The 19,920-nt window shown below is 72.0% G+C and carries 20 protein-coding genes; 12 read left to right on the top strand and 8 right to left on the bottom strand.

Annotated elements, in window-relative coordinates; genetic code table 11:
• Window positions 1-71 precede the first annotated feature (71 nt).
• From bla to ACF062_RS31890, 3 genes are all read right to left on the bottom strand, one after another.
• Complete coding sequence (gene bla / locus ACF062_RS31880) at window positions 72-962, bottom strand: class A beta-lactamase (protein WP_392143101.1); 891 nt, start codon at window positions 960-962, stop codon at window positions 72-74.
• Window positions 959-1,870, bottom strand: coding sequence for an alpha/beta fold hydrolase (locus ACF062_RS31885; protein WP_392143102.1), 912 nt, complete (start codon window positions 1,868-1,870; stop codon window positions 959-961). The genes bla and ACF062_RS31885 overlap by 4 nt, the downstream gene beginning before the upstream one ends.
• Window positions 1,871-1,975: 105 nt before the next feature.
• Entirely contained in the window at window positions 1,976-2,341 is a 366-nt protein-coding gene (locus ACF062_RS31890; RefSeq protein WP_392143103.1) for a MerR family transcriptional regulator, read from the bottom strand.
• Between the two features lie 56 nt (window positions 2,342-2,397).
• Here ACF062_RS31890 and ACF062_RS31895 point away from each other — a divergent pair, with 56 nt between their 5' ends.
• Window positions 2,398-3,549, top strand: coding sequence for an alkene reductase (locus tag ACF062_RS31895; protein WP_392143104.1), 1,152 nt, complete (start codon window positions 2,398-2,400; stop codon window positions 3,547-3,549).
• Here the strand turns inward: ACF062_RS31895 and ACF062_RS31900 are convergent.
• The gene (locus ACF062_RS31900; RefSeq protein ID WP_392143105.1) at window positions 3,528-4,235 is read right to left on the bottom strand and encodes a nitroreductase family protein; all 708 of its coding nucleotides are present in this window, start codon (window positions 4,233-4,235) and stop codon (window positions 3,528-3,530) included. The two genes, ACF062_RS31895 and ACF062_RS31900, sit on opposite strands and share 22 nt — an antisense overlap.
• A gap of 78 nt (window positions 4,236-4,313) precedes the next feature.
• Between ACF062_RS31900 and ACF062_RS31905 the strand changes: the two genes are divergently transcribed.
• Entirely contained in the window at window positions 4,314-4,847 is a 534-nt protein-coding gene (locus tag ACF062_RS31905) for a GNAT family N-acetyltransferase (RefSeq protein WP_392143106.1), read from the top strand.
• 15 nt (window positions 4,848-4,862) lie between these two features.
• Here the strand turns inward: ACF062_RS31905 and ACF062_RS31910 are convergent, their stop codons facing one another.
• Window positions 4,863-5,066 carry a hypothetical protein gene (locus ACF062_RS31910; RefSeq protein ID WP_392143107.1) on the bottom strand — a complete coding sequence of 68 codons (204 nt, stop codon included), beginning with the start codon at window positions 5,064-5,066 and terminating at the stop codon, window positions 4,863-4,865.
• Here ACF062_RS31910 and ACF062_RS31915 point away from each other — a divergent pair.
• The gene (locus tag ACF062_RS31915; protein ID WP_392143108.1) at window positions 5,034-5,873 is read left to right on the top strand and encodes a LysR substrate-binding domain-containing protein; all 840 of its coding nucleotides are present in this window, start codon (window positions 5,034-5,036) and stop codon (window positions 5,871-5,873) included. The two genes, ACF062_RS31910 and ACF062_RS31915, sit on opposite strands and share 33 nt — an antisense overlap.
• A gap of 251 nt (window positions 5,874-6,124) precedes the next feature.
• Window positions 6,125-6,262 carry a hypothetical protein gene (locus ACF062_RS31920; RefSeq protein ID WP_167515840.1) on the top strand — a complete coding sequence of 46 codons (138 nt, stop codon included), beginning with the start codon at window positions 6,125-6,127 and terminating at the stop codon, window positions 6,260-6,262.
• Here ACF062_RS31920 and ACF062_RS31925 read toward each other — a convergent pair.
• Window positions 6,256-7,872 (bottom strand): purple acid phosphatase family protein, encoded by a 1,617-nt coding sequence (locus tag ACF062_RS31925; protein ID WP_392143109.1) that lies wholly within the window; start codon window positions 7,870-7,872, stop codon window positions 6,256-6,258. The genes ACF062_RS31920 and ACF062_RS31925 overlap by 7 nt on opposite strands.
• A gap of 128 nt (window positions 7,873-8,000) precedes the next feature.
• Between ACF062_RS31925 and ACF062_RS31930 the strand changes: the two genes are divergently transcribed.
• Window positions 8,001-9,050 (top strand): 3-isopropylmalate dehydrogenase, encoded by a 1,050-nt coding sequence (locus ACF062_RS31930; protein WP_392143110.1) that lies wholly within the window; start codon window positions 8,001-8,003, stop codon window positions 9,048-9,050.
• A gap of 258 nt (window positions 9,051-9,308) precedes the next feature.
• Entirely contained in the window at window positions 9,309-10,409 is a 1,101-nt protein-coding gene (locus tag ACF062_RS31935) for a branched-chain amino acid aminotransferase (RefSeq protein WP_392143254.1), read from the top strand.
• A gap of 436 nt (window positions 10,410-10,845) precedes the next feature.
• On the opposite strand, the gene ACF062_RS31940 is transcribed toward ACF062_RS31935, so the two are convergent.
• Window positions 10,846-11,481, bottom strand: coding sequence for a TetR/AcrR family transcriptional regulator (locus tag ACF062_RS31940; protein WP_392143111.1), 636 nt, complete (start codon window positions 11,479-11,481; stop codon window positions 10,846-10,848).
• A gap of 123 nt (window positions 11,482-11,604) precedes the next feature.
• On the opposite strand from ACF062_RS31940, the gene ACF062_RS31945 reads away from it, so the two are divergent.
• Window positions 11,605-12,534, top strand: coding sequence for a zinc-binding dehydrogenase (locus ACF062_RS31945; protein WP_392143112.1), 930 nt, complete (start codon window positions 11,605-11,607; stop codon window positions 12,532-12,534).
• Window positions 12,535-12,577: 43 nt separating this feature from the next.
• Here the strand turns inward: ACF062_RS31945 and ACF062_RS31950 are convergent, their stop codons facing one another.
• The gene (locus ACF062_RS31950) at window positions 12,578-14,047 is read right to left on the bottom strand and encodes a cytosine permease (protein ID WP_392143113.1); all 1,470 of its coding nucleotides are present in this window, start codon (window positions 14,045-14,047) and stop codon (window positions 12,578-12,580) included.
• 157 nt (window positions 14,048-14,204) lie between these two features.
• On the opposite strand from ACF062_RS31950, the gene ureA reads away from it, so the two are divergent.
• From ureA to ACF062_RS31975, 5 genes are all read left to right on the top strand, one after another.
• Window positions 14,205-14,945 carry an urease subunit gamma gene (gene ureA, locus ACF062_RS31955; RefSeq protein WP_392143114.1) on the top strand — a complete coding sequence of 247 codons (741 nt, stop codon included), beginning with the start codon at window positions 14,205-14,207 and terminating at the stop codon, window positions 14,943-14,945.
• Window positions 14,942-16,663, top strand: coding sequence for an urease subunit alpha (locus ACF062_RS31960; protein WP_392143115.1), 1,722 nt, complete (start codon window positions 14,942-14,944; stop codon window positions 16,661-16,663). Before ureA ends, ACF062_RS31960 begins: the two co-directional genes overlap by 4 nt.
• Before the next feature lie 42 nt (window positions 16,664-16,705).
• A complete protein-coding gene (locus ACF062_RS31965; protein WP_392143116.1) occupies window positions 16,706-17,743 on the top strand; it encodes an agmatine/peptidylarginine deiminase in 1,038 nt (345 codons plus the stop codon).
• A gap of 14 nt (window positions 17,744-17,757) precedes the next feature.
• Window positions 17,758-18,369 carry a TetR/AcrR family transcriptional regulator gene (locus tag ACF062_RS31970; protein ID WP_392143117.1) on the top strand — a complete coding sequence of 204 codons (612 nt, stop codon included), beginning with the start codon at window positions 17,758-17,760 and terminating at the stop codon, window positions 18,367-18,369.
• A 176-nt stretch (window positions 18,370-18,545) separates the two neighbouring features.
• Entirely contained in the window at window positions 18,546-19,814 is a 1,269-nt protein-coding gene (locus tag ACF062_RS31975) for a TolB family protein (protein WP_392143118.1), read from the top strand.
• Window positions 19,815-19,920: the final 106 nt, after the last annotated feature.

Below are 19,920 nucleotides of genomic sequence, written 5' to 3' on the forward strand. Positions count from 1 at the left end.
CACAGGCCCGCCCCTGAACCCCGCCTCCGACCTGGGCCCCACCCCGGTCGGAGGCGGTGTCGTGTCCGGGGTCAGCCGAGCGTGTCGACGACGATCCGGGTGATGTCCTCGGCGATGCGGTCCTCGCCGGGGGTGTCCGGGTCGAGGCGGGTCGTGTAGACGGAGATGATCCAGGGGGCCTGGCGCGGCGGCCAGGCGACGGCGACGTCGTTGACTCCGCCGTAGGCCGGGGTGCCGGTCTTGTCGCCGACCCGCCAGTCCTTCGGGAGGCCGGCCCGGATCCGCTTGTCGCCGGTGGTGTTCTCCAGGAGCCACCGGATGAGCTGGTCGCGGTCGCGCGGGTGGAGGGCGTCGCCGAGGATCAGCTTGTCCAGGTCGGCCGTCATGGCCGCGGGGGTCGTCGTGTCGCGCCGGTCGCCGGGGAGGTTGGTGTTGAGGTCGGGCTCCCAGCGGTCGAGGCGGGTGCGGGAGTCGCCGAGCGAGCGGGCGAACTCGGTGATGCCGGACGGCCCGCCGATGCGCCGCATCAGCAGATTGGCGGCGCCGTTGTCGCTGTACGTGATGGTCGCGTCGCACAACTCCCGTACCGTCATGCCGGTTTCGAGGTGCATCTCGCACCTCGGCGAGTACGTGACCAGGTCGTCGCGCCCGTACCGGATCAGTACGTCGAGCAGCCCGGGCTCCTGTTCGCGCGCCCTGCGCAGGATCGCGGCGGCGGCCAGCACCTTGAACGTCGAGGCGATGGCGAAGCGTTCGTCCGCGCGGTAGCCGAGGCTGGCGCCGGTACCGGTGTTCAGGGCGTGCACGCCGATGCGGCCCGGATAGCCCTTCTCCAGCTCGCGCAGCCGCCGCCGGGCGTCGGTGGAGGGCGTCGCGGCGTGCGCCGTGCCGGGCACGGAGAGGAGGACGGGGGTCGCGGCGGCGGCGCCAAGGAGGATTCTGCGGGATGGGGTTGCGTTCATGATCTTGACCGTACCCGGGGGCCCCGGTGCCGGGCCAGGAAGTCGTCGATCAGCCCGGCGATCTGCGTGGCGTGCGTCTCCAGGGCGAAGTGCCCGGTGGGCAGCAGGTGGACCTCGGCCTCCGGGAGGTCGCGGAGGAAGGCGAGGGCGCCGTGCGGCACGAAGATCTCGTCGTGGGCGCCCCAGGCCGCGAGCAGCGGGACCCGGGAGGTGCGGAAGTACTCCTGGAACGCCGGGTAAAGGTCGATGTTGGCGCCGTAGTCGCCGATGAGCGCGAGCTGGATCGCGTCCTGGCCCTCGCGTGCCATCAGCGCCGCGTCGTGGTGCCATGCGTCGGGGTTCAGCAGGCTCGGGTCGGGGACGCCGTGCGTGTACTGCCACGTGATGCCCTCCAGGGAACGGATCTCCCGGATGGGCGCGGCGGTGTTCTCGTTCGGGTCCGCGATGTAGGCGAGGACCGGCGCCCAGGCCTCGGCGCCGAGGCCTTCCTCGTACGCGTTGCCGTTCTGCGTGATGATCGCGGTGACGCGCTCGGGATGGGCGAGCGCGAGGCGCAGGCCGATCGGGGCGCCGTAGTCCTGGACGTACAGCGCGAAGCGGTCAAGACCCACGGCGTCGGCGAACTCGGCCGTCACCTCCGCGAGTTCGGCGAAGGTGTACGTGAACTCGTCGGCGGCCGGCGCCGCCGAGCGGCCGAAGCCGATGTGGTCGGGGGCGATGACGCGGTAGCGGTGGGAGAGCAGCGGGATGAGGTCCCGGAACATGTGCGAGCTGGTCGGGAAGCCGTGCAGCAGGAGGAGGGCGGGGGCGTCGGCGGGGCCTGCCTCGCGGTAGGCGATCTCGTGGCCCCGGACGGTCTTGGAGCGGTAGTGGGTGCGGTGGGTCCGGTTCCGGTGCGCGCCGCTCATCTCTAACCCCTCAAATGCGCTTTGGTGGTTGGCGTGGGGCGAGTAGAGCACGCGCGCACCTAACCAGTCAATGTGTTGTGAGGGGTTGGCGGACGTGGGGGAGGGTCAGTGCGTCCGGCCCGCCGCCGCCGTGATGACCTCGTCCAGTACCTCGCGGGCCCGCAGCAGGTCCTCCACCTGGCGGTCGATCCTCGCGCGTTCCAGGGTCAGCTCGTCGACCAGCCACGGCGTCGCCTTCTCCGAGGGGCCGCCGTCCTGGTCCCGCATGCAGGGCAGGAGTTGGACGATCTTCGCGCTGGACAGGCCCGCCGCGAACAGCTCCTGGATGTGGACGACCCGGTCCACCGCGCTCTCGGGGTAGTCGCGGTGGCCGCCCGGGGTACGGTCCGCGTACAGCAGCCCCTGCTTCTCGTAGTAGCGCAGCGAACGCTCGCTCACGGCGGTGCGCTTCGCCAGCTCGCCGATTCTCATCCTCGCGGACCTCCGCACTTGAAACTCACACCGGTGTCAACTTCTACCGTTCCGGCATGACGAACACCACGCTTCTCGCGCCCTATTCCGCAGGCACCCTCGGTCTTCTCCCCAACCGCATGGTGATGGCCCCCATGACCAGGCTGCGGGCGACCGCCGACGGCACGCCGCTGCCGGTCGTCGCCGACTACTACGCCCAGCGCGCGAGCGCCGGCCTCATCGTCACCGAGGGCATCTGGCCCAGCAGCCGCGGCCAGAGCGGCTGGCGCTACCCGGGGCTCGAGACCGCCGCGCACATCGAGGGCTGGCGGCGCGTCACCGACGCCGTGCACGCCGCGGGCGGCCGGATATACGCCCAGCTGATGCACGGCGGCCGCCACGGCCACCCGCTGTCCCGCGTGGACGGTGACGTGCCCGCCGCGCCGTCCGCCGTGCTCGTGGACCCGAGCCCCGTGCACGTGCCCGGACACCGCAAGGCCGACGCCGTCACGCCGCGCGAGATGACCCGGGACGACATCCGCACGGCCGTGCGGGACTTCGTGGCCGCCGCCCGCAACGCCATCGCGGCGGGCTTCGACGGAGTCGAACTGCACGGCGCCAACAGCTACTTGATCCACCAGTTTCTCGCGGACAACAGCAACCTCCGTGACGACGAGTACGGCAGGGGCTCCATCGCCGACCGCATCCGCTTCGCCGTCGAGGTGGTGCGCGCGGTGGCCGACGCCATCGGCGCCGCACGGCTCGGGCTGCGCCTGTCGCCCGGCAACCCGCAGTTCGGCATGGCGGAGGCCGACCCCGGCCCCGTCTACCGCGCGCTGCTCGACGAGCTCGACGGGACCGGTCTCGCCTACCTCCACCTCACCGACAACGACCGCTACCCGGCCCTCGCCGACCTGCGCCCCCGCTGGCACGGCGTACTCATCGCCAACGTCGGCGAGAACGGCGACCCCACGACGCGGGAGGCGGGCGAGGCCCTGCTCGCGTCCGGGCTCGCCGACCTCGTCTCGTACGGGCGGGGCTTCATCTCCAACCCCGACCTGCCGGAGCGGTTCGCGGCCGGCGCGGCCCTCCGGCCGATCGACGAGGCGCACCTGTACGCGGAGGGCGCCGAGGGCTACACCGACTATCCCTCCCTCGCCCAGGAGAGCCGGCTCGTGTCCGCTCAGACCTCCGCTCAGACCTCCGCTCAGACCTCGACGAGGACCTGATCGAGCGACTTGCGCACCAGGTCGGGAACCTGGCAGTCCGGCGCCGGATACCCGACGGGGATCACCGCGAACGCCTTCTCGTTCTCGGGGCGGCCGAGCACCTGGGACAGGAACCGCATCGGGCTCGGGGTGTGGATCAGCGCGGCGAGGCCGGACAGATGCAGGGCGGACAGCAGCATCCCCACCGCGATGCCGACCGACTCGTCCACGTAGTAGTGCTTGTGCTTGGTGCCGTCCTCGCCCAGCCAGTACCGCTGCTGGAAGACGACGATCAGCGCGGGCGCGTCCGTCAGGTGCGGCTTCACCTCGTCCGTGCCGAGGGGCCGCAGGGCCGCCAGCCACTCCTCGCCGAGCCGCCCGTCGTACGACACCCGCTCCTCGTGCTCGGCGGCCTCGCGGATACGGCGGCGGACATCGGGGTCCTGGACGAGGACGAACGTCCACGGCTGCTGGTGCGCCCCGGACGGCGCCGTCGCCGCGCACGCGATGGCGTCCCGCACCACCTGCGAGGGCACCGGGTCCGGGGCGAACTGCCGCACCGTGCGCCGCTCCCGCATCCGCTCCCTCAACTCCGCCGCCCGCGTCAGGGACTGGGCCTCGGGCATCCGCTCGGGCCGGTACGGCACGGAGCGGTAGGGCTCGCCATGGATGGGGGTCCACTCTCGTTGCTGCTCGGTCTCAGGCATGCGTCCGATTCTGCTGCGGGCACCGGCCTCCGCGCCATGGTGCAGACCAATCAGATCCGGGCTGAGTACGGTGGGAAGGTGACGGAGAACTTCCTGCGCCGCGCCCACACCAGCGACCTGACCGCCGCCGACCTGCGCGCCGCCCGCGCTCTGCTCGACGAGGCCTTCGACGGCGACTTCAGCGACCAGGACTGGGACCACGGCCTCGGCGGCGTCCACGCCCTGGTCCACGACGGCGCGGGCACACTGCTCGCGCACGGCTCCGTGGTGCAGCGGCGGATCCTGCACAACGGCCGCTCCCTGCGCGTCGGTTACGTGGAAGCGGTCGCCGTCCGCCCCGGCCTGCGGCGGCAAGGGCTCGGCGGCCAGGTGATGGGCGCACTGGAACGCGTCATCGACAAGGCATACGCGATGGGCGCCCTGTCGGCGTCCGACGAGGGGGAGCGGCTCTACCTCGCGCGCGGCTGGCAGCGGTGGAAGGGCCGGGTCGGCACGCTCGGCCCGGCGGGCGCGCTCCACCTGCCGGACGAGGACCCGCCGCTGCTGTGGGGCGCCGGCCTCGACCCCGCGCACGAGCTCCTCATCGACTGGCGTGACGGAGACGTGTTCTGACCACCCGCGGCCGCGTCAGGCCTCGGCCCCGGCCGCGCGGACGATCATCTTCCCTTGGTTCTCGCCCCTCAGCATCCCGAGGAACGCGTCCACGATCCGGTCGAACCCCTCGACCACCGTCTCGTCGAGCGCGACCCGGCCGCTCCGCAGATGCGGCACCACGAACTCGTACAACTCCTCCTGGAGATGCGGGTAGTCGCGGACCAGGAAGCCCTCCATGCGCAGGCTCTTCTCGACGATGTCGGGGAGGTTGCGCAGCGCGTACGGCGTGCCCGTCGCGTCGTACTGCGCGATCGTGCCGACGCGTACGATCCGCCCGCGCTCGCGCAACGCGGAGATCGCCGCCTCCAGCTGCTCGCCGCCCACGCCCGGCGCGTCCTGCGGCTGCTCGACACCCTGGTGACGGAGGCGCGCGGCGCCGAGCGGGGCGTCGCCGAGGGCCCCCTGCGCGTCGCCGCCTTCCGCAGCGCGGCCCTGCACCTGCTCCCGGCCGCCCTGGAACGCCTCGCCGCCCGCCACCCCGGCATCCGCCCGGAGGTCAGAGTCGTGCGCGAGCTGGGCCCGGGTACCGCCGGCGAGGTCGCCGAGGGCCGCGCCGAGCTCGGCATCGCGACGCTCGGCGGCTCCTCGCCCGTGCCCGCCGGGCTCATCGGCGGCGTACTCCTCGACGAGCCGTACTCCCTCGTGCACCCGGCGGGCCATCCCGACCCGCGCTCCCTGCCGCTGGTGGACTGGCACGAGAACTGCGGGTCGTACACGCGCGCGTGGTGGGCCGGGCAGGACTGGATCCCGCGGGCGACCGTCCTGACGGAGGACGACGGCGCGGTGCTCTCGATGGTGGCCAACGGCCACGGCATGGCGATCATGCCCGCCCTCTCGCTGGCCGGAGCGCCCGATTCCGTCGAGATCACCGACCTGGGGGCGGACCGCCCGACCCGCTCCGTCGGCTACGTCACCACCCCTGAGCTGGCCTCTTCCGTCGTCGTGCGGGCCCTGATCCGCGAACTGAGAGCGGCCCACGCGTGAAGCCCGTCTCAGATAGTAGGAAGCCCGAGTAATTGTGGAGACAGGCGCTCCGGCCTGCCTTAGCTTTGTAGGAGCCGAACGTCTCGCTCGATCAAGCGAATGGCGGTCGTGAGCCGGAGCCCAGCGCAGGCGAACCCTGCCGCTCCGCAGCTCCCCGTCGCTTGGGGGTCCCCTCACGCCCATTAGGCAGTGGGGGAGTCTCGAAAATCACCCTTTCCTCTGCTTCAAGTGCTTCAAGGAGTGGATCTCCCATGGCCGAGACGACCGTCCGCCGAGTCCGTCACACCTCCCGCAAGAGCGACTCCGAGCGCACCGAGCGCAAGAACGCCGCCCTGGCCCTCCAGCGGGCCCTCGACCGCAGGGACAACGGCGGGGAGACGGGTCACTGAGACCCGCGCACCCCGCGTACGACCTCGAAGTGGTCGATGCGCTCGCCGCTCTCGGCGAGCGCGGAGACCGAGAGCTTCGGGCGCGCGCCCGCGCTCACCTCCACCGCGAGGAACGAGAAGCCGGTGTAGCGCACCCGTGACCACGCGACCTTCTCGGGGTCGGCCCGCCGCGACTTCGTCCAGCGGAAGGTCGTGATCTCGTCGCGATCACGGACGTCGCCCTCGTAGCTGTCCTTCACCCCGGGGCCGAACTCGTAGAGGTCCTTGCCCGCGCCGCCCGCGGTGACGTACACGATGCCGTCACGCGTCGGATCGGTCGACGCGCCGACCGGCACGGGCTTGCCGACCTCGCCGCCCTTGATGGCGTCGGTGCGTTCGTAGACGTGGTTGTGGCCGTTGACGACCAGGTCCACCTGGTGCTTCGTGAACAGCGGCAGCCACGCGTCGCGGACCCCGCCGTCAGAGGCGTGCCGCGACGTCGAGTAGGCGCAGTGGTGGAAGAAGACGACGACGAAGTCGATGCCGTCCTCCGCCCGCAGCTCGCCCAGCCGCTTGTCGAGCCAGGCGGTCTGCTTCCCGTCCGTATAGCCCCGGTTGGCGGGGATCTCGTACGAGACGTCGTTGGCGTCCAGCGCGACGACGCCGACGTTGCCGTACGTGAAGGAGTACACGCCGGGCGCGTTCCGCGGGTCGAAGCCGTTCTCGGGGAGCGACCAGCGCGCCGACTGCCCGCCGTAGCCGTTCGGCGAGTACCACGCCTCCATGTCGTGGTTGCCGGTCGTCACCATCCACGGCACCGACTTCGCGACGGACTCCGTCTGGGCGAGGAAGGTGTCCCATACGCGCGCGTCAAAGGTGTCCGAGTCCTTGCCGTGCCCGGTGGTGTCCGCGTAGCAGATGTCGCCCGCGTGCAGATGGAACGCCGGGTTCTGGCCCAGGATCACCTGGTCGTTGGCGAGCGCGTGATAGCTGACGCCCTGGTCGCCGAAGGCCGTGAACACGAACTTCTCCGCCCGCGCGGGCGCCGTCCTGAACGAGCCGACCGTCGCCATCCGCTCGGGCGAGGCCGGGTCGAAGCCGTCGTGGCCGACGCCGTAGTAGTACGTCGTGCCGGGCTCCAGGCCGTCGAGCGCCGCGTGCAGGTAGTACTGCTCCACGGCCGGCAGCTTCTTGGAGAGCGAGGGCGTGTGCAGGTCGCGTACCTCCGCCTCGATCTTCTGGCTCAGCTCCCAGGGCTTCGGGCCCACGCGCACGTAAGGGGACTTGACGGCGAGCGGCACCTGCCAGGAGACGCGCATCTGCGTCCTCGGGTCGGCCCCGAACGCCAGATGCCGGCCGAAGGGCGCGACCAGCTTGCCGTCGACCCGCACCGGGGCGGCCGGGGCGCTCGACGTGTGCGCGGCCGGCACGCCATGCCCGTACACGGTGCTCGAACTGCCCGTGAGCAGACCGGCGCCGGCCACCGTCCCCGCCGCCGCGAACGAACGGGCGAGCACCTTGCGCCGCGAGAGCTTCCCGCGCAGGTACTCGTGCTGCTCCGGCATGCTCATCCGGGCCGCCAGCCGCTCCGGAATGCCGAGGTTCGGAGTGCCGAGGTTCGGTGTGTCCATGGCAGGGAATTTCCCAGCGTCGCCCAACTCCCGCCACACATCGGAGTGAACAGAACCTGTCTGCCGAGCGGATGTCCGCATGTCGGACGGCTCATGTCATCCCCTGGGACGAAGAGTAGGCTGCCCGCATGTCGGCTAGCTCTCGCATCCTCAATCTCGCAGTGATCCCCGGTGACGGCATCGGCCAGGAAGTCGTGGCCCAGGGGCTCAAGGTCCTTGGCGCCGTCCTCCCGCCGGATGTGAAGCTGGAGACCACGGAGTACGACTTCGGCGCCAAGCGGTACCACGCCACCGGTGAGACCCTCACCGACGCCGACGTCGAAGCCCTCAAGCGGCACGACGCGATCCTCCTCGGCGCGATCGGCGACCCCTCGGTCCCGTCCGGTGTCCTGGAGCGCGGCTTCCTGCTGAAGCTCCGCTTCCTCTTCGACCACCACGTGAACCTGAGGCCCTCGAAGCTGCTCCCGGGTGTCGCGACCCCGCTCAAGGGCCAGCCCGAGATCGACTTCATCGTCGTACGCGAGGGCACCGAGGGCCCCTACACCGGCAACGGCGGGTCGATCCGCACCGGGACGCCGCACGAGGTCGCCACCGAGGTCTCCGTCAACACCGCCTTCGGCGTGGAGCGCGTGGTCCGCGACGCCTTCGCTCGCGCGCAGGCCCGCCCCCGCAAGAAGCTGACGCTGGTCCACAAGAACAACGTCCTCGCCTACGCCGGACACCTGTGGACGAACGTCTTCAACAAGGTGGCCAAGGAGTTCCCCGAGGTCACCACCGACTACATCCACGTCGACGCCGCGACGATCTACCTGGTCACCGACCCGGGCCGCTTCGACGTGATCGTCACCGACAACCTCTTCGGCGACATCATCACCGACCTCGCCGCGGCCGTCTCCGGCGGCATCGGCGTCGCGGCCTCCGGCAACATCAACCCGAGCCGCGAGTTCCCGTCCATGTTCGAGCCCGTGCACGGCTCGGCGCCGGACATCGCCGGTCAGGACAAGGCCGACCCCTCGGCCACCGTCCTCTCCGTCGCCCTCCTGCTGCGCCACCTCGGGTACGAGCCCGAGGCCGCCCGCATCGAGGCCGCCGTCTCCGCGGACCTCGCCGAGCGCGGGGAGAGCGTGCGCGGCACCGAGCAGATCGGCGACGCGCTCGCCGTACGAGTAGCGGGCTGACCCGGCAGCTCGAAGATCACACGGAAGCCGCCGGGTCCCCTCAGGACACCCGGCGGCTTCTCGTATGCGGCCCCGGGGTGTCACCATCGATCCCCGGGCCGCATTCATGCCGTTTCTTCCTCGGGACCCCGCGAGCGATAATCGAACGTGGGGCCGTGAAGACAGGGAAGCTCGGACGTCGTAGTACCGGTGGGAGCACCGCTCGGTACGGGCGTGAGCGCGGTCCGTCACCATCACACCGTGAAGGACGAAGCACTCATGACGACGACGCCGACCACGCCGACCATCGAGCTCAAGCCCTCCTCGTCGCCGCTGGCCGCGGCGGAGCGCGAGGCGATCATGGCCAACCCCGGGTTCGGCCGCCACTTCACCGACCACATGGTGACGATCAAGTGGACGGAAGGCCGCGGTTGGCACGACGGTCAGCTCGTCCCCTACGGCCCGCTCGCGCTCGACCCGGCGACGAACGTCCTGCACTACGCCCAGGAGATCTTCGAGGGTCTCAAGGCCTACCGGCAGCCCGACGGCACGGTGGCCACCTTCCGGCCCGACGCCAACGCCCGCCGCTTCCAGTCCTCCGCGCGTCGCCTCGCCATGCCGGAACTGCCCGTCGAGACGTTCATCGAGGCGTGCGACGTGCTGGTCAAGCAGGACAAGGCGTGGGTTCCGGCGCACGGTGGCGAGGAGTCCCTCTACCTGCGCCCCTTCATGATCGCGACCGAGGTCGGCCTCGGTGTGAAGCCCGCGAACGAGTACCTGTTCGTCGTCATCGCCTCGCCGGCCGGCGCCTACTTCCCCGGTGGCGTCAAGCCCGTCTCCATCTGGCTCTCGGAGGACCGAGTGCGCGCGGTGCCCGGCGGCATGGGCGACGCGAAGACCGGCGGCAACTACGCCGCGTCGCTGCTCGCGCAGGCCGAGGCCGCGGCGAAGGGCTGTGACCAGGTCGCCTACCTCGACGCGGTCGAGCACAAGTGGGTCGAGGAACTGGGCGGCATGAACCTGTACTTCGTGTACGGCAACAAGATCGTCACCCCTACGCTGACCGGCTCCCTGCTCGCGGGCGTCACGCGTGACTCGCTCCTCACGGTCGCCCGTGACCTCGGGTACGAGTCGGAGGAGGCCCGCGTCTCCATCGACCAGTGGAAGGCCGACTCCGAGAACGGCACGCTGACGGAGGTCTTCGCCTGCGGCACGGCGGCGGTCATCACGCCGGTCGGCACGGTCAAGTGCAATGCGGGGGAGTGGCGGCAGAGCGGTGGCGAGCCGGGGGAGGTCACGATGAAGCTGCGGGATGCGTTGCTGGACATTCAGCGGGGGACGGTGGAGGACAGCCACGGCTGGATGCACGGGCTCGGCTGAGGGCTTGACGGAATGTGGCGGGCCCCGCGGCTGTGCTGAGCGCGGGGCCCTCCCGTTTTTCGGCTGTGGGTGTGTGGGGGCTGGTCGCGCAGTTCCCCGCGCCCCTAGGGGGCCTTGCGTGTCGGATGGTGAGGGGTCTCCGGGTCCTTGGTGCGCGGGGCCCTTCTGTTTTCGGCTGTGGGCCCGGTGGGGGCTGGTCGCGCAGTTCCCCGCGCCCCTAGGGGGTCTTGCGCGTCGCATGGTGAGGGGTCTCCGGGTCCTTGGTGCGCGGGGGTCCTCCTGGTTTGCCTGCGGACGCGTCGTGGCTGGTCGCGCGGTTCCCGCGGCCCCTTGAGCGGCTCCGCCGCAGGGGCGCACACCGGCTCCTCAGGGGCGCGGGGAACTGCGCGACCAGCCCCCACCGGGCCCGCGGACGAAACCGCCCGTCCGCCGGGGGCTACCGCGCGGCAAGGGCGAGACTCCCCGGCACCGCGCCGCAGGCATCCCGTACTGCCGTCGCGAGGGAGTCCCGGGTCGGCGCGGGGCCCTCGGCCCACCCCTCCAGCGCCCGGTGGAACGCCGCCACCAGCAGGTCGATCGCCAGCCGAGGGCGCAGATCACCCCCGCCCGGCAGGGCGAACCGGCGCCGCGCCGCCACAAGCGCCGCCCGACTCGTGCGGTCGCAGAACGCGAGGCCGTGCGCGTCCATGGACGGAGTCACCGCCGCCAGCCGCCGGCTGAGCAGCACCCGCTGGACCCACCCCTCACCCGGCATCCGCGCGACCGCGCCGAGCAGCGTGTCCCGCAGTACGTCGAACAGCGGCTGCCCCGCGGCCGGTTCCGCCTTCTCCAGCTCTTCGAGGAACGCCGCCCACAGATCCTGGGTCGGCGCCATCGCCACGTCCTCCTTGCTGCTGAACGTACGGAAGAACGTGCGCTTGCTGACCTCCACCGCATCGCACAGCGCGTCGAGCGTGACGCCGTCGAAGCCCCGCTCCGTGAACAGCTCCAGCGCCGCGTCGACGAGCGCCTGACGCGTCCGCAGCTTCTTGCGCTCCCGCAGGGGCAGCCCTTCGAGGTCCATCGCGTCCATGCCGGGAGTGTAGCGGCCGTATGGGACGCGGAAGCGAATGCCTCTTGAGGGCTTGTGCCACTCAGTGGCAGTTGGCAGGATGAGTCGCCCACCCGCTGGCATACGTCGAAAGGCTCCACACCCATGCGCGCACTGCTGGTCGACCGTTCCGCCCCCGGCGGCCTGCGCCTCGGCGAGGCTCCGGACCCCGAGCCCGCGCCGCACCAGGCCCTGGTGCGGGTGGCCGCCACCTCCCTCAACTACGGAGAGATCCGCTTCGTCCTGGAGGGCGCCAAGGAAGGCGCGATCCTCGGCTGGGACGCGGCCGGCGTGGTCGAGCGGGCCGCCGCCGACGGCTCGGGGCCCGCGGCCGGGACCCCGGTGGTGACCGTGGACGGCGCCGGCGGCTGGGCCGAACTCCGCGCCGTCTCCACGGACTTGATCGGCACCGTGCCCGAGGGCGCCGACCCGGGGGCCATCAGCACCGTGCCGGTCGCCGGTGCCAGCGCCCTGCGTGCCTTGGACCGCATCGGCCCGATCCTCGGCAGACGTGTCATGGTCACGGGCGCCACCGGCGGCGTCGGGCGGTACGCGGTGCAGCTCGCCCGGCAGGGCGGTGCGGAGGTCGTCGCGGTGACCGGCGATCCCGAGGGGCGGGGCGAGGCGCTCAGGGTCCTCGGCGCGCACGAGGTGATTCACACGCCCGCCGCGGCCGCGGCTCCGGTGGACGGCGTGGTGGACGTGGTCGGCGGCCGGCAACTCGTCGAGGCGTACGAGCAGTTGGGGCAGCACGGCACGCTGGTGTCCGTCGGCCATTCCGGCGGTGACGCCGAGCACTTCCCGTACGGGACCCTCTATGGCGACCAGGGCCGCCACGACCGCTCGGTGGTCAGCTTCCACCTGTTCGGCTGCGCCGACCTCTCCGGAGCGCTGACCTGGCTCGCGCGGCAGGTGGCGTCGGGCACGCTCGACCCCGGCACCTCCTGGCGAGGTCCTTGGGGCGAGGTCCGGGAGGCGGCCGACGCGCTGCTCGACCGCCGCCTGCACGGCAAGGCCATCCTGGACATCGGCTGAGGCCCGGCGCCGCCGCGCGGTCTCTGAAGGGCTGAAGCCTCCCTCAGGCGAGGTGGTCGACGGAGGTGTCCACGGCAGGCTCCATGGCGAGGTCGGCCGGAGCCGTTTGCGGGGCGCCGCCCGCGGTGGCAGGCTTCTCGCGCGCCGTCAGCGCCAGATAGGCCGCGCCGCCCACCACCCCGGACAGCAGGAAGCTGCAGTCGACCCCGCCCGTCAGCGACAGCAGCGGACCCTCGTACGAGGGGAGGGAGACCGCGAACAGCCCGACGGCGGCGCCGAGCGCCCAGGCTGTGGTGGCCCGCACGTTCCAGCCCGCGCGGTACCAGTACGCGCCGCCCCGCGCGCGGCGGTTGAAGACCTGGAGGGCGTCCGCGTCGTACTGGCCGTGACAGCGCGCGAAGCCGATCAGGGTGATGACCGCCCAGGGCGTGCCGATGGCGGTCAGGAGCAGCACGAACGACGTCATCGCGTCCTGCGCCTCCCACGCGAAGTGGCCGACGAAGACGCAGGCCGTGGCGGCGACGGCGACGGTGTACGTGGCGCGGGCGCGGGAGGCGCGGGGCAGGATCGCGTCCAGGTCGAGGCCCATCGAGTACAGCATCAGGCCCGCGTTGCCGACCGACCCGGCGGAGGCGGCGAGCAGCAGCGGCAGCAGGTACCAGCTGGGAGAGGCGTCGACGAGCCCGCCCGCGTAGTCGAGGGCGGCGCGCGCCGCGTACGCCGTGAAGGTGCCGAAGAGCTGGGGGATCAGCAGCCCCGCGAGGAGCCCCGCCCAGGCCGCGCCGAGCACCGCGCGGGAGCTGTGCCGGGCCGGGGAGACGTAGCGGGTGTAGTCGCCGAGCAGCGTGATGAAGGCGATGGGCCCCGACAGGCCCGCAGCGACCAGGGCGAGGAGCCAGGTCGGCCAGAACGAGCCGAGGAGATAGCCGCCCGCGCCGGGCAGCGCCGAGGTCGTGAAGTCGGGCGCGTAAGCGATGACGCCGAGGATCAGCAGCGCCGTCATGCCGAAGGCGAGGATCCGGGAGAGCCGCAGCAGTACGCGGTAGCCGAAGACGGCGCCGATCACGGTGGCGGCGGCGAGCAGGGCGTAGACCACGCCGTACGAGAGACCGCCGGTCGGCAGCCCGGTCAGGCGGTGCAGCGTGCCCACCATCACGTCGCCGCCGATCCAGATGGTCAGCGCGGTGTAGCCGAGGGAGAGCAGCAGGCCGACGACCGAGCCGACGAGCCGGCCGCGCACGCCGAACTGGGCGCCGGATGAGGTGGAGAGGTTCGTCCCGGTGCGCAGCGACACCAGGGCGAGCGGCGCGGTGAGCGCGGTGCCGAGTACCGTGCCCGCCACCACCGCGCTCACCGACTCCCACCAGCCGAGGCCGAACGACACCGGCAGCCAGCCGAAGACGATCACCCCCAGGCAGAGGTTGGAGCCGATCAGGATCGACACGAGGTCTCCGGGGCCGCTGGTGCGCTCCCGGTCCGGGATGGTGTCGACTCCGCGCTGTTCTATCGGCATGAGGGTGCCCCTGACGCTCGGCTGATCTCGATGGCGCTCACAGAGTTTTGAGCAGCGCTCAATGTGACCCGTGCCAACCTCTCGCGTCAATGCTTCCGGCATGCGGATTTCGTGGTTAGAGTGATGTTCTAAATCTGCGATCAGGGAGGTGCGCGGCGTGCGACTGACGCCCACCGAACGCGACCGGCTGCTGCTCTTCGGGGCCGCCGAACTCGCCAGGGCCCGCAAGGCGCGCGGCCTCAGACTCAACGTCCCCGAGGCGACCGCGCTGATCGCCGACACGGTGTGCGAGGCCGCCCGCGACGGCGCCCGCCTCGCCGAGGCCGTCGAGCGCGCCCGCTCCGTCCTCGGCCCGGACGACGTCCTGCCCGGCGTCGGCGACGTGGTGACCGAGGTGCACGTGGAGGCCGTCTTCGACGACGGATCGCGTCTCGCGGTCGTCTCCGACCCCATCGGCGCGGGTTCGGGCGGTTCCGGCGGTTCCGGCAGCCTCGGCAGTGAGGCGCCGGGCGCGCTGCTGCCCGGCCCCGCGCACGAGGATCCCCCGGCCACCGTGACGCTGAGCGTGCGCAACACCGCCACCGTGCCCGTCTCCGTGACCTCCCACTTCCACTTCTTCGAGGCCAACCCCCGGCTCGACTTCGACCGCGCCGCCGCGTACGGCATGCGGCTGGCCGTCCCCGCCGGGTCCTCCGTCCGCTTCGGGCCCGGCGAGAGCGGCGAGGTCGGGCTGCTGCCCATCGGCGGCGAGCGCATCGCCATCGGCTTCGCGGGCCTGGTGGACGGCCCGCTGGACGCACCAGGCGCCCGCGAAGAGGCACTGCGCCGCGCCGCCGCCTGCGGCTACCTCGGCGTACCGGAACCGACTGACCAGACCGACCAGGAGGCCGAGCGATGAGCCGCCCCGGAGGCCACCCCGCGGAACCGCGCCGCCTCAGCCCGTACGAGTACGCCGCCACGCACGGCCCCCGCGCCGGCGACCACGTCAGGCTCGGCGACTCGGGGCTGACGATCCGCGTCGAGTCCGACGCCCAGAAGTACGGCGACGAGTTCCTCGCCGGGTTCGGCAAGACGGCCCGCGACGGACTGCACCTGAAGGCCGCCGCCGTCCGCGAGACCTGCGACGTCGTCATCAGCAACGTCGTCGTCATCGACGCGGCGCAGGGCATCCGCAAGGTCTCCATCGGCATCAGGGAAGGCCGTATCCACGCCATCGGGCGCGCGGGGAACCCCGACACCCTCGACGGCGTCGACGTGGTCGTCGGCACCGGCACGTCCATCGTGTCGGGGGAGGGGCTGATCGCCACCGCCGGATCCGTGGACACCCACGTCCACCTGCTCTCGCCGCGCATCATGGAGGCCTCGCTGGCCTCCGGCGTGACGACGATCATCGGCCAGGAGTTCGGGCCGGTGTGGGGCGTCGGCGTCAACTCGCCCTGGGCGCTGCGTCACGCGTTCAACGCCTTCGACGCCTGGCCGGTCAACATCGGCTTCCTCGGCCGGGGTTCGTCCTCGCACGACGCCCCGCTGATCGAGGCGCTCGCCGAGGGCGGCGCGTCCGGCTTCAAGGTGCACGAGGACATGGGCGCGCACACCCGCGCGCTCGACACCGCGCTGCGCGTCGCCGAGGAACACGACGTCCAAGTCGCCCTGCACAGCGACGGGTTGAATGAGTGTCTGTCGGTCGAGGACACCCTGAAGGTCCTCGAAGGCCGGACCATCCACGCCTTCCACATCGAGGGCTGCGGCGGCGGACACGTACCGAACGTCCTGAAGATGGCGGGCGTCCCGAACGTCATCGGCTCCTCCACCAACCCCACCCTGCCCTTCGGCCGGGACGCCGTCGCCGAGCACTACGGCATGATCGTCTCCGTCCACGACCTGAAGACGGACCTGCCGGGTGACGCCGCCATGGCCCGCGACCGCATCCGCGCCGGGACGATGGGCGCCGAGGACGTGCTCCACGACCTGGGCGCCATCGGCATCACCTCGTCCGACGCGCAGGGTATGGGCCGCGCCGGCGAGACCGTACGCCGCACCTTCGCGATGGCCGGGAAGATGAAGGCCGAGCTCGGCCCCATGGAGGGCGACGGCCCGCACGACGACAACGCGCGCGTCCTGCGCTACATCGCCAAGCTGACCATCAACCCCGCCCTCGCGCACGGCCTCGCCCACGAGGTCGGCTCCATCGAGGTCGGCAAGATGGCCGACATCGTGCTGTGGCGCCCCGAGTACTTCGGCGCCAAGCCGCAGCTCGTCCTCAAGTCCGGCTTCCCCGCCTACGGCGTCGTCGGCGACCCGAACGCCGCGACCGACACCTGCGAACCGCTCGTCCTCGGGCCGCAGTTCGGGTCGTACGGCGCGACACCCGCCGACATCTCCGTGGCGTTCGTCGCCCAGGCCGCCGTCGACCAGGGCAACGACCTGATGCCCACCCGCCGCCGCCGCGTCGCCGTGCGCGGCACGCGCGGCATCGGCCCCGCCGACCTGCGCCTGAACTCCCGCACCGGGGCCGTCGACGTGCATCAGAAGACCGGCCTCGTCACCCTCGACGGCGATCCGATCCGCTCCGAGCCGGCCGACTCGGTCTCCCTCAACCGCCTCTACTTCCTCTGACCCTCCTCCCTGCTCCCCCTCCTCCCTGTGAAGGTGTACGCCATGTCTGCTGCCGCCGACGGCTTCCGCATGCCCGCCGAGTGGGCCCCGCACGAACGCACCTGGATGGCGTGGCCGTGCCCCAACCCCACCTTCGACGACCCCGCGGACCTGGACGACTCCCGCCTCGCCTGGGCCAACGTCGCCCGCGCCGTACGCCGCTTCGAGCCCGTCACCGTGGTCTGCGGGCCCGCCCAGTCCGCGTACGCGAGCGAACTCCTCGGACCGGACATCGAGGTGGTGGAGCGGGAGCTCGACGACGCCTGGATGCGGGACATCGGCCCCACCTTCCTCACCGACGGCAAGGGCACGCTGGCCGCCGTGGACTGGACGTTCAACGGCTGGGGCGCCCAGGAGTGGGCCCGCTGGGACCACGACTCCAAGATCGGTGCGTACGTGGCCGACCTCGCCGGAGCCCGGACGTACACCTCGGCCCTCGTCAACGAGGGCGGTGGCATCCACGTCGACGGCGAGGGCACCGTGCTGCTCACCGAGACCGTCCAGCTCGGCCCCGAGCGCAACCCCGGCCTGACCAAGGAGGAGGTCGAGGCGGAGATCCACGCCCACCTCGGCACCACCAAGGCCATCTGGCTGCCGCGCGGCCTCACCGCCGACTACCCCGGCCACGGCTACGGCACCCTCGGCCACGTCGACATCGTCGCCGCCTTCGCCGCGCCGGGCGTCGTCCTCGTCCACTCCCAGCGCGACCCCGCCCACCCCGACCACGAGGTCAGCAAGGAGATCATCGCGACCCTGTCCGGCCAGACGGACGCGCGCGGACGCACCCTGCGAATCGTCGAGGTCCCCGCCCCGACCGTCCTCAAGGACGACGAGGGCTGGGTCGACTACTCCTACATCAACCACTACCTCTGCAACGGCGGCGTCGTCCTGTGCGCCTTCGGCGACCCGAACGACGAGATAGCGGCGGGCATCTTCCGGGGTCTCTTCCCGGGCCGGACCGTGACGCTCGTCGACGCCCGTACGATCTTTGCCGGGGGTGGTGGCATCCACTGCATCACCCAGCAGCAGCCGAAGGTGTGATCAAGGAGTGACGGATGGCCGGTCGGGCCCGCGCGCGGAAGAACGCCCCACCGCGTGAGGAAGTGCTGTCCGCCGCCATGGAGATGATCGCCGAGCGCGGCCTGGAGAAGCTGACCATGGCCGCGCTCGGCCGCGAGGTCGGCATGAGCTCCGGCCACCTCCTCTACTACTTCCGCACCAAGGACGAGCTGCTGCTGCGCACCCTGGAGTGGAGCGAGGGCCGCCTCGGCACCGAGCGCGGCCGCCTCCTCGCCCGCCCCGGCACGGCCCGCGCGCGCCTGGACGCCTACGTCGAGCTGTACGTCCCCGACGGCCCCGGCGACCCCCACTGGACGCTCTGGCTCGAGGTCTGGAACCGCTCCCTCAACGCCGACGAGGAGGGCCGCGACCGGCAGGCCGCGATCGAGGGCGCCTGGCATCGCGACCTCGTGGCGCTGCTCGCCGAGGGTGCCTCACGCGGCGAGTTCGGACCGGTCGACCCCGACCGCTTCGCCGCCCGGCTGCGGGCGCTCCTCGACGGGTTCTCCATCCATGTGGCGATCGGGCTGCGCGGGACAGGACGAGACCAAGTCCTCGCGCATGTACGGGAGTTCCTGGACGAAGCGCTCGCCGCCCCGGGCGCGTAGGGACACCTGGCGGCCTGTCTAGGTTGTACGCATACCGGCGGATTGCCCCACCCCCGGGCGGTGCGCTTGTATCCCGGTGGAGGCCGCCGCGCTCAGCGCCGACGGCACCGTCGTCGCCTTCGGCCCGGTGCACGACCAGCCGGCCGGCACGCCAAGAAACAACGGGGGAACAGCTCATGCGCACCACCAGGACCACCAAGACCACCAAGCACCGCACCGCGCTGACGGCCGCCCTCATCGCCGCCGTCACGGCCACCGCCCTGCCCGCGGCCGTCGCCGCCCCGGCCGCGCCCCGCACGGAGGGCGTCAGCGTCACGTCCGGGGGCAAGGCCGCGAACGACAGGTCCGCGGGGGCCGTGCTCAGCCGCGACGGCCGGTTCGCGGCCTTCGACTCCGAGGCCACCGACCTGGTCGCCGGCGACACGAACGGCGCGCGCGACATCTTCGTACGCGATCTGCGCACCGGAAGGACCGAGCGCATCGCACTGGCGGGCCGCCAGGTCAGCGGCCCCTCGCTGAGCGCCGACGGCCGCTACGTCGCCTTCGTCTCCAGCCCCGCCGACTCCTCCTCCGACCGGGACGTGCGGCTCTACGACCGCAGGACCAGGAAGGTCGAGCGCCTCGACGTCGAACTGCCCGACGGCTACCCCGGTGACAGCGCGGGCAGCGTCTCGCTGAGCGCCGACGCGCGGTACGCCGTCCTCACCACGGACGGGCCGCGATTCGACGGCACGGCGGTCTTCCTGCGCGACCGGAAGACCGGCACCACCGAGAAGGTCAGCCACCCCTACACGGGCGGCGACGGAGAGCGCAACGCCCACTCGCCGACCGTCAGCGACGACGGGCGCCGCGTCGTCTACGCCACCTCCTTCGTCAACGGCCCGCGCGGCGACGACTGGAGCGACCTGTGGCTGCGCGACCGCGGGACCGGACAGGTCACGCAGATCGACCGCTCCCACGACGGCTCCAGGACCGAGAAGGAGTCCCTGGCCCCGTCCATCAGCGGCGACGGCCGCACGGTCGTCTTCGAGTCCCGTGACACCCACCTGGTCCCGAACGACGACGACGCCGCGTGGAACGTCTTCGTCCACGACATCGCCACCGGCACCAACCAGCGCGTTCACGGCACGCAGGGCGGCCCCGGCGAGGTCTACACCCGCGCGCCGGCCATCAGCGCCGACAGCCGCCATCTCACCTTCATGTCGGAGCTGGCCGAGCCGGGTTCGACGTACGGCAAGGAGTGGCCCGTCTACCTGCGGGACCTGAAGGAGGGCGGCACCACCCTGGTCACGCCGGACACCGCGGGCGGCGCGGCCACGGCGACGGTCGCCCCGGGCGGCATCTCGGCCGGGGCCCGCCGCATCGCCTTCCTCTCCGGCGACGAGACGCTGCTGAGCGGTGACACGAACGACGGCGATGACGCCTTCGTACGCCGCCTGCGCTGACATCGCGCGGCCGAGCGGGCGGCGTGTGGACACGCCGCCCGCATCGTGAGACGGGGCGGCGCGGAGTGTCCGGGTTGTGGCAGGCTGCCACCGTGCTCTCGTTCGC

The sequence above is a fragment of the Streptomyces sp. NPDC015345 genome, from assembly GCF_043078805.1.
In the GTDB taxonomy this organism is placed as follows: Bacteria; Actinomycetota; Actinomycetes; order Streptomycetales; family Streptomycetaceae; genus Streptomyces.

Bases quoted from the DNA above. Each gene is read 5' to 3' on its own strand.
- ACF062_RS31935 (WP_392143254.1), top strand. From the start codon at position 9,309: ATGACGACGACGCCGACCACGCCGACCATCGAGCTCAAGCCCTCCTCG.
- ACF062_RS31965 (WP_392143116.1), top strand. From the start codon at position 16,706: ATGTCTGCTGCCGCCGACGGCTTCCGCATGCCCGCCGAGTGGGCCCCG.
- ACF062_RS31895 (WP_392143104.1), top strand. From the start codon at position 2,398: ATGACGAACACCACGCTTCTCGCGCCCTATTCCGCAGGCACCCTCGGT.
- ACF062_RS31975 (WP_392143118.1), top strand. From the start codon at position 18,546: ATGCGCACCACCAGGACCACCAAGACCACCAAGCACCGCACCGCGCTG.
- ACF062_RS31910 (WP_392143107.1), bottom strand. From the start codon at position 5,066: ATGGAGGGCTTCCTGGTCCGCGACTACCCGCATCTCCAGGAGGAGTTG.
- ACF062_RS31930 (WP_392143110.1), top strand. From the start codon at position 8,001: ATGTCGGCTAGCTCTCGCATCCTCAATCTCGCAGTGATCCCCGGTGAC.
- ACF062_RS31960 (WP_392143115.1), top strand. From the start codon at position 14,942: ATGAGCCGCCCCGGAGGCCACCCCGCGGAACCGCGCCGCCTCAGCCCG.
- ACF062_RS31970 (WP_392143117.1), top strand. From the start codon at position 17,758: ATGGCCGGTCGGGCCCGCGCGCGGAAGAACGCCCCACCGCGTGAGGAA.
- ACF062_RS31925 (WP_392143109.1), bottom strand. From the start codon at position 7,872: ATGGACACACCGAACCTCGGCACTCCGAACCTCGGCATTCCGGAGCGG.
- ACF062_RS31940 (WP_392143111.1), bottom strand. From the start codon at position 11,481: ATGGACGCGATGGACCTCGAAGGGCTGCCCCTGCGGGAGCGCAAGAAG.
- ACF062_RS31915 (WP_392143108.1), top strand. From the start codon at position 5,034: ATGCGGGTAGTCGCGGACCAGGAAGCCCTCCATGCGCAGGCTCTTCTC.
- ACF062_RS31945 (WP_392143112.1), top strand. From the start codon at position 11,605: ATGCGCGCACTGCTGGTCGACCGTTCCGCCCCCGGCGGCCTGCGCCTC.
- ACF062_RS31885 (WP_392143102.1), bottom strand. From the start codon at position 1,870: ATGAGCGGCGCGCACCGGAACCGGACCCACCGCACCCACTACCGCTCC.
- ACF062_RS31950 (WP_392143113.1), bottom strand. From the start codon at position 14,047: ATGCCGATAGAACAGCGCGGAGTCGACACCATCCCGGACCGGGAGCGC.
- ACF062_RS31920 (WP_167515840.1), top strand. From the start codon at position 6,125: ATGGCCGAGACGACCGTCCGCCGAGTCCGTCACACCTCCCGCAAGAGC.
- ACF062_RS31890 (WP_392143103.1), bottom strand. From the start codon at position 2,341: ATGAGAATCGGCGAGCTGGCGAAGCGCACCGCCGTGAGCGAGCGTTCG.
- ACF062_RS31900 (WP_392143105.1), bottom strand. From the start codon at position 4,235: ATGCCTGAGACCGAGCAGCAACGAGAGTGGACCCCCATCCATGGCGAG.
- bla (WP_392143101.1), bottom strand. From the start codon at position 962: ATGAACGCAACCCCATCCCGCAGAATCCTCCTTGGCGCCGCCGCCGCG.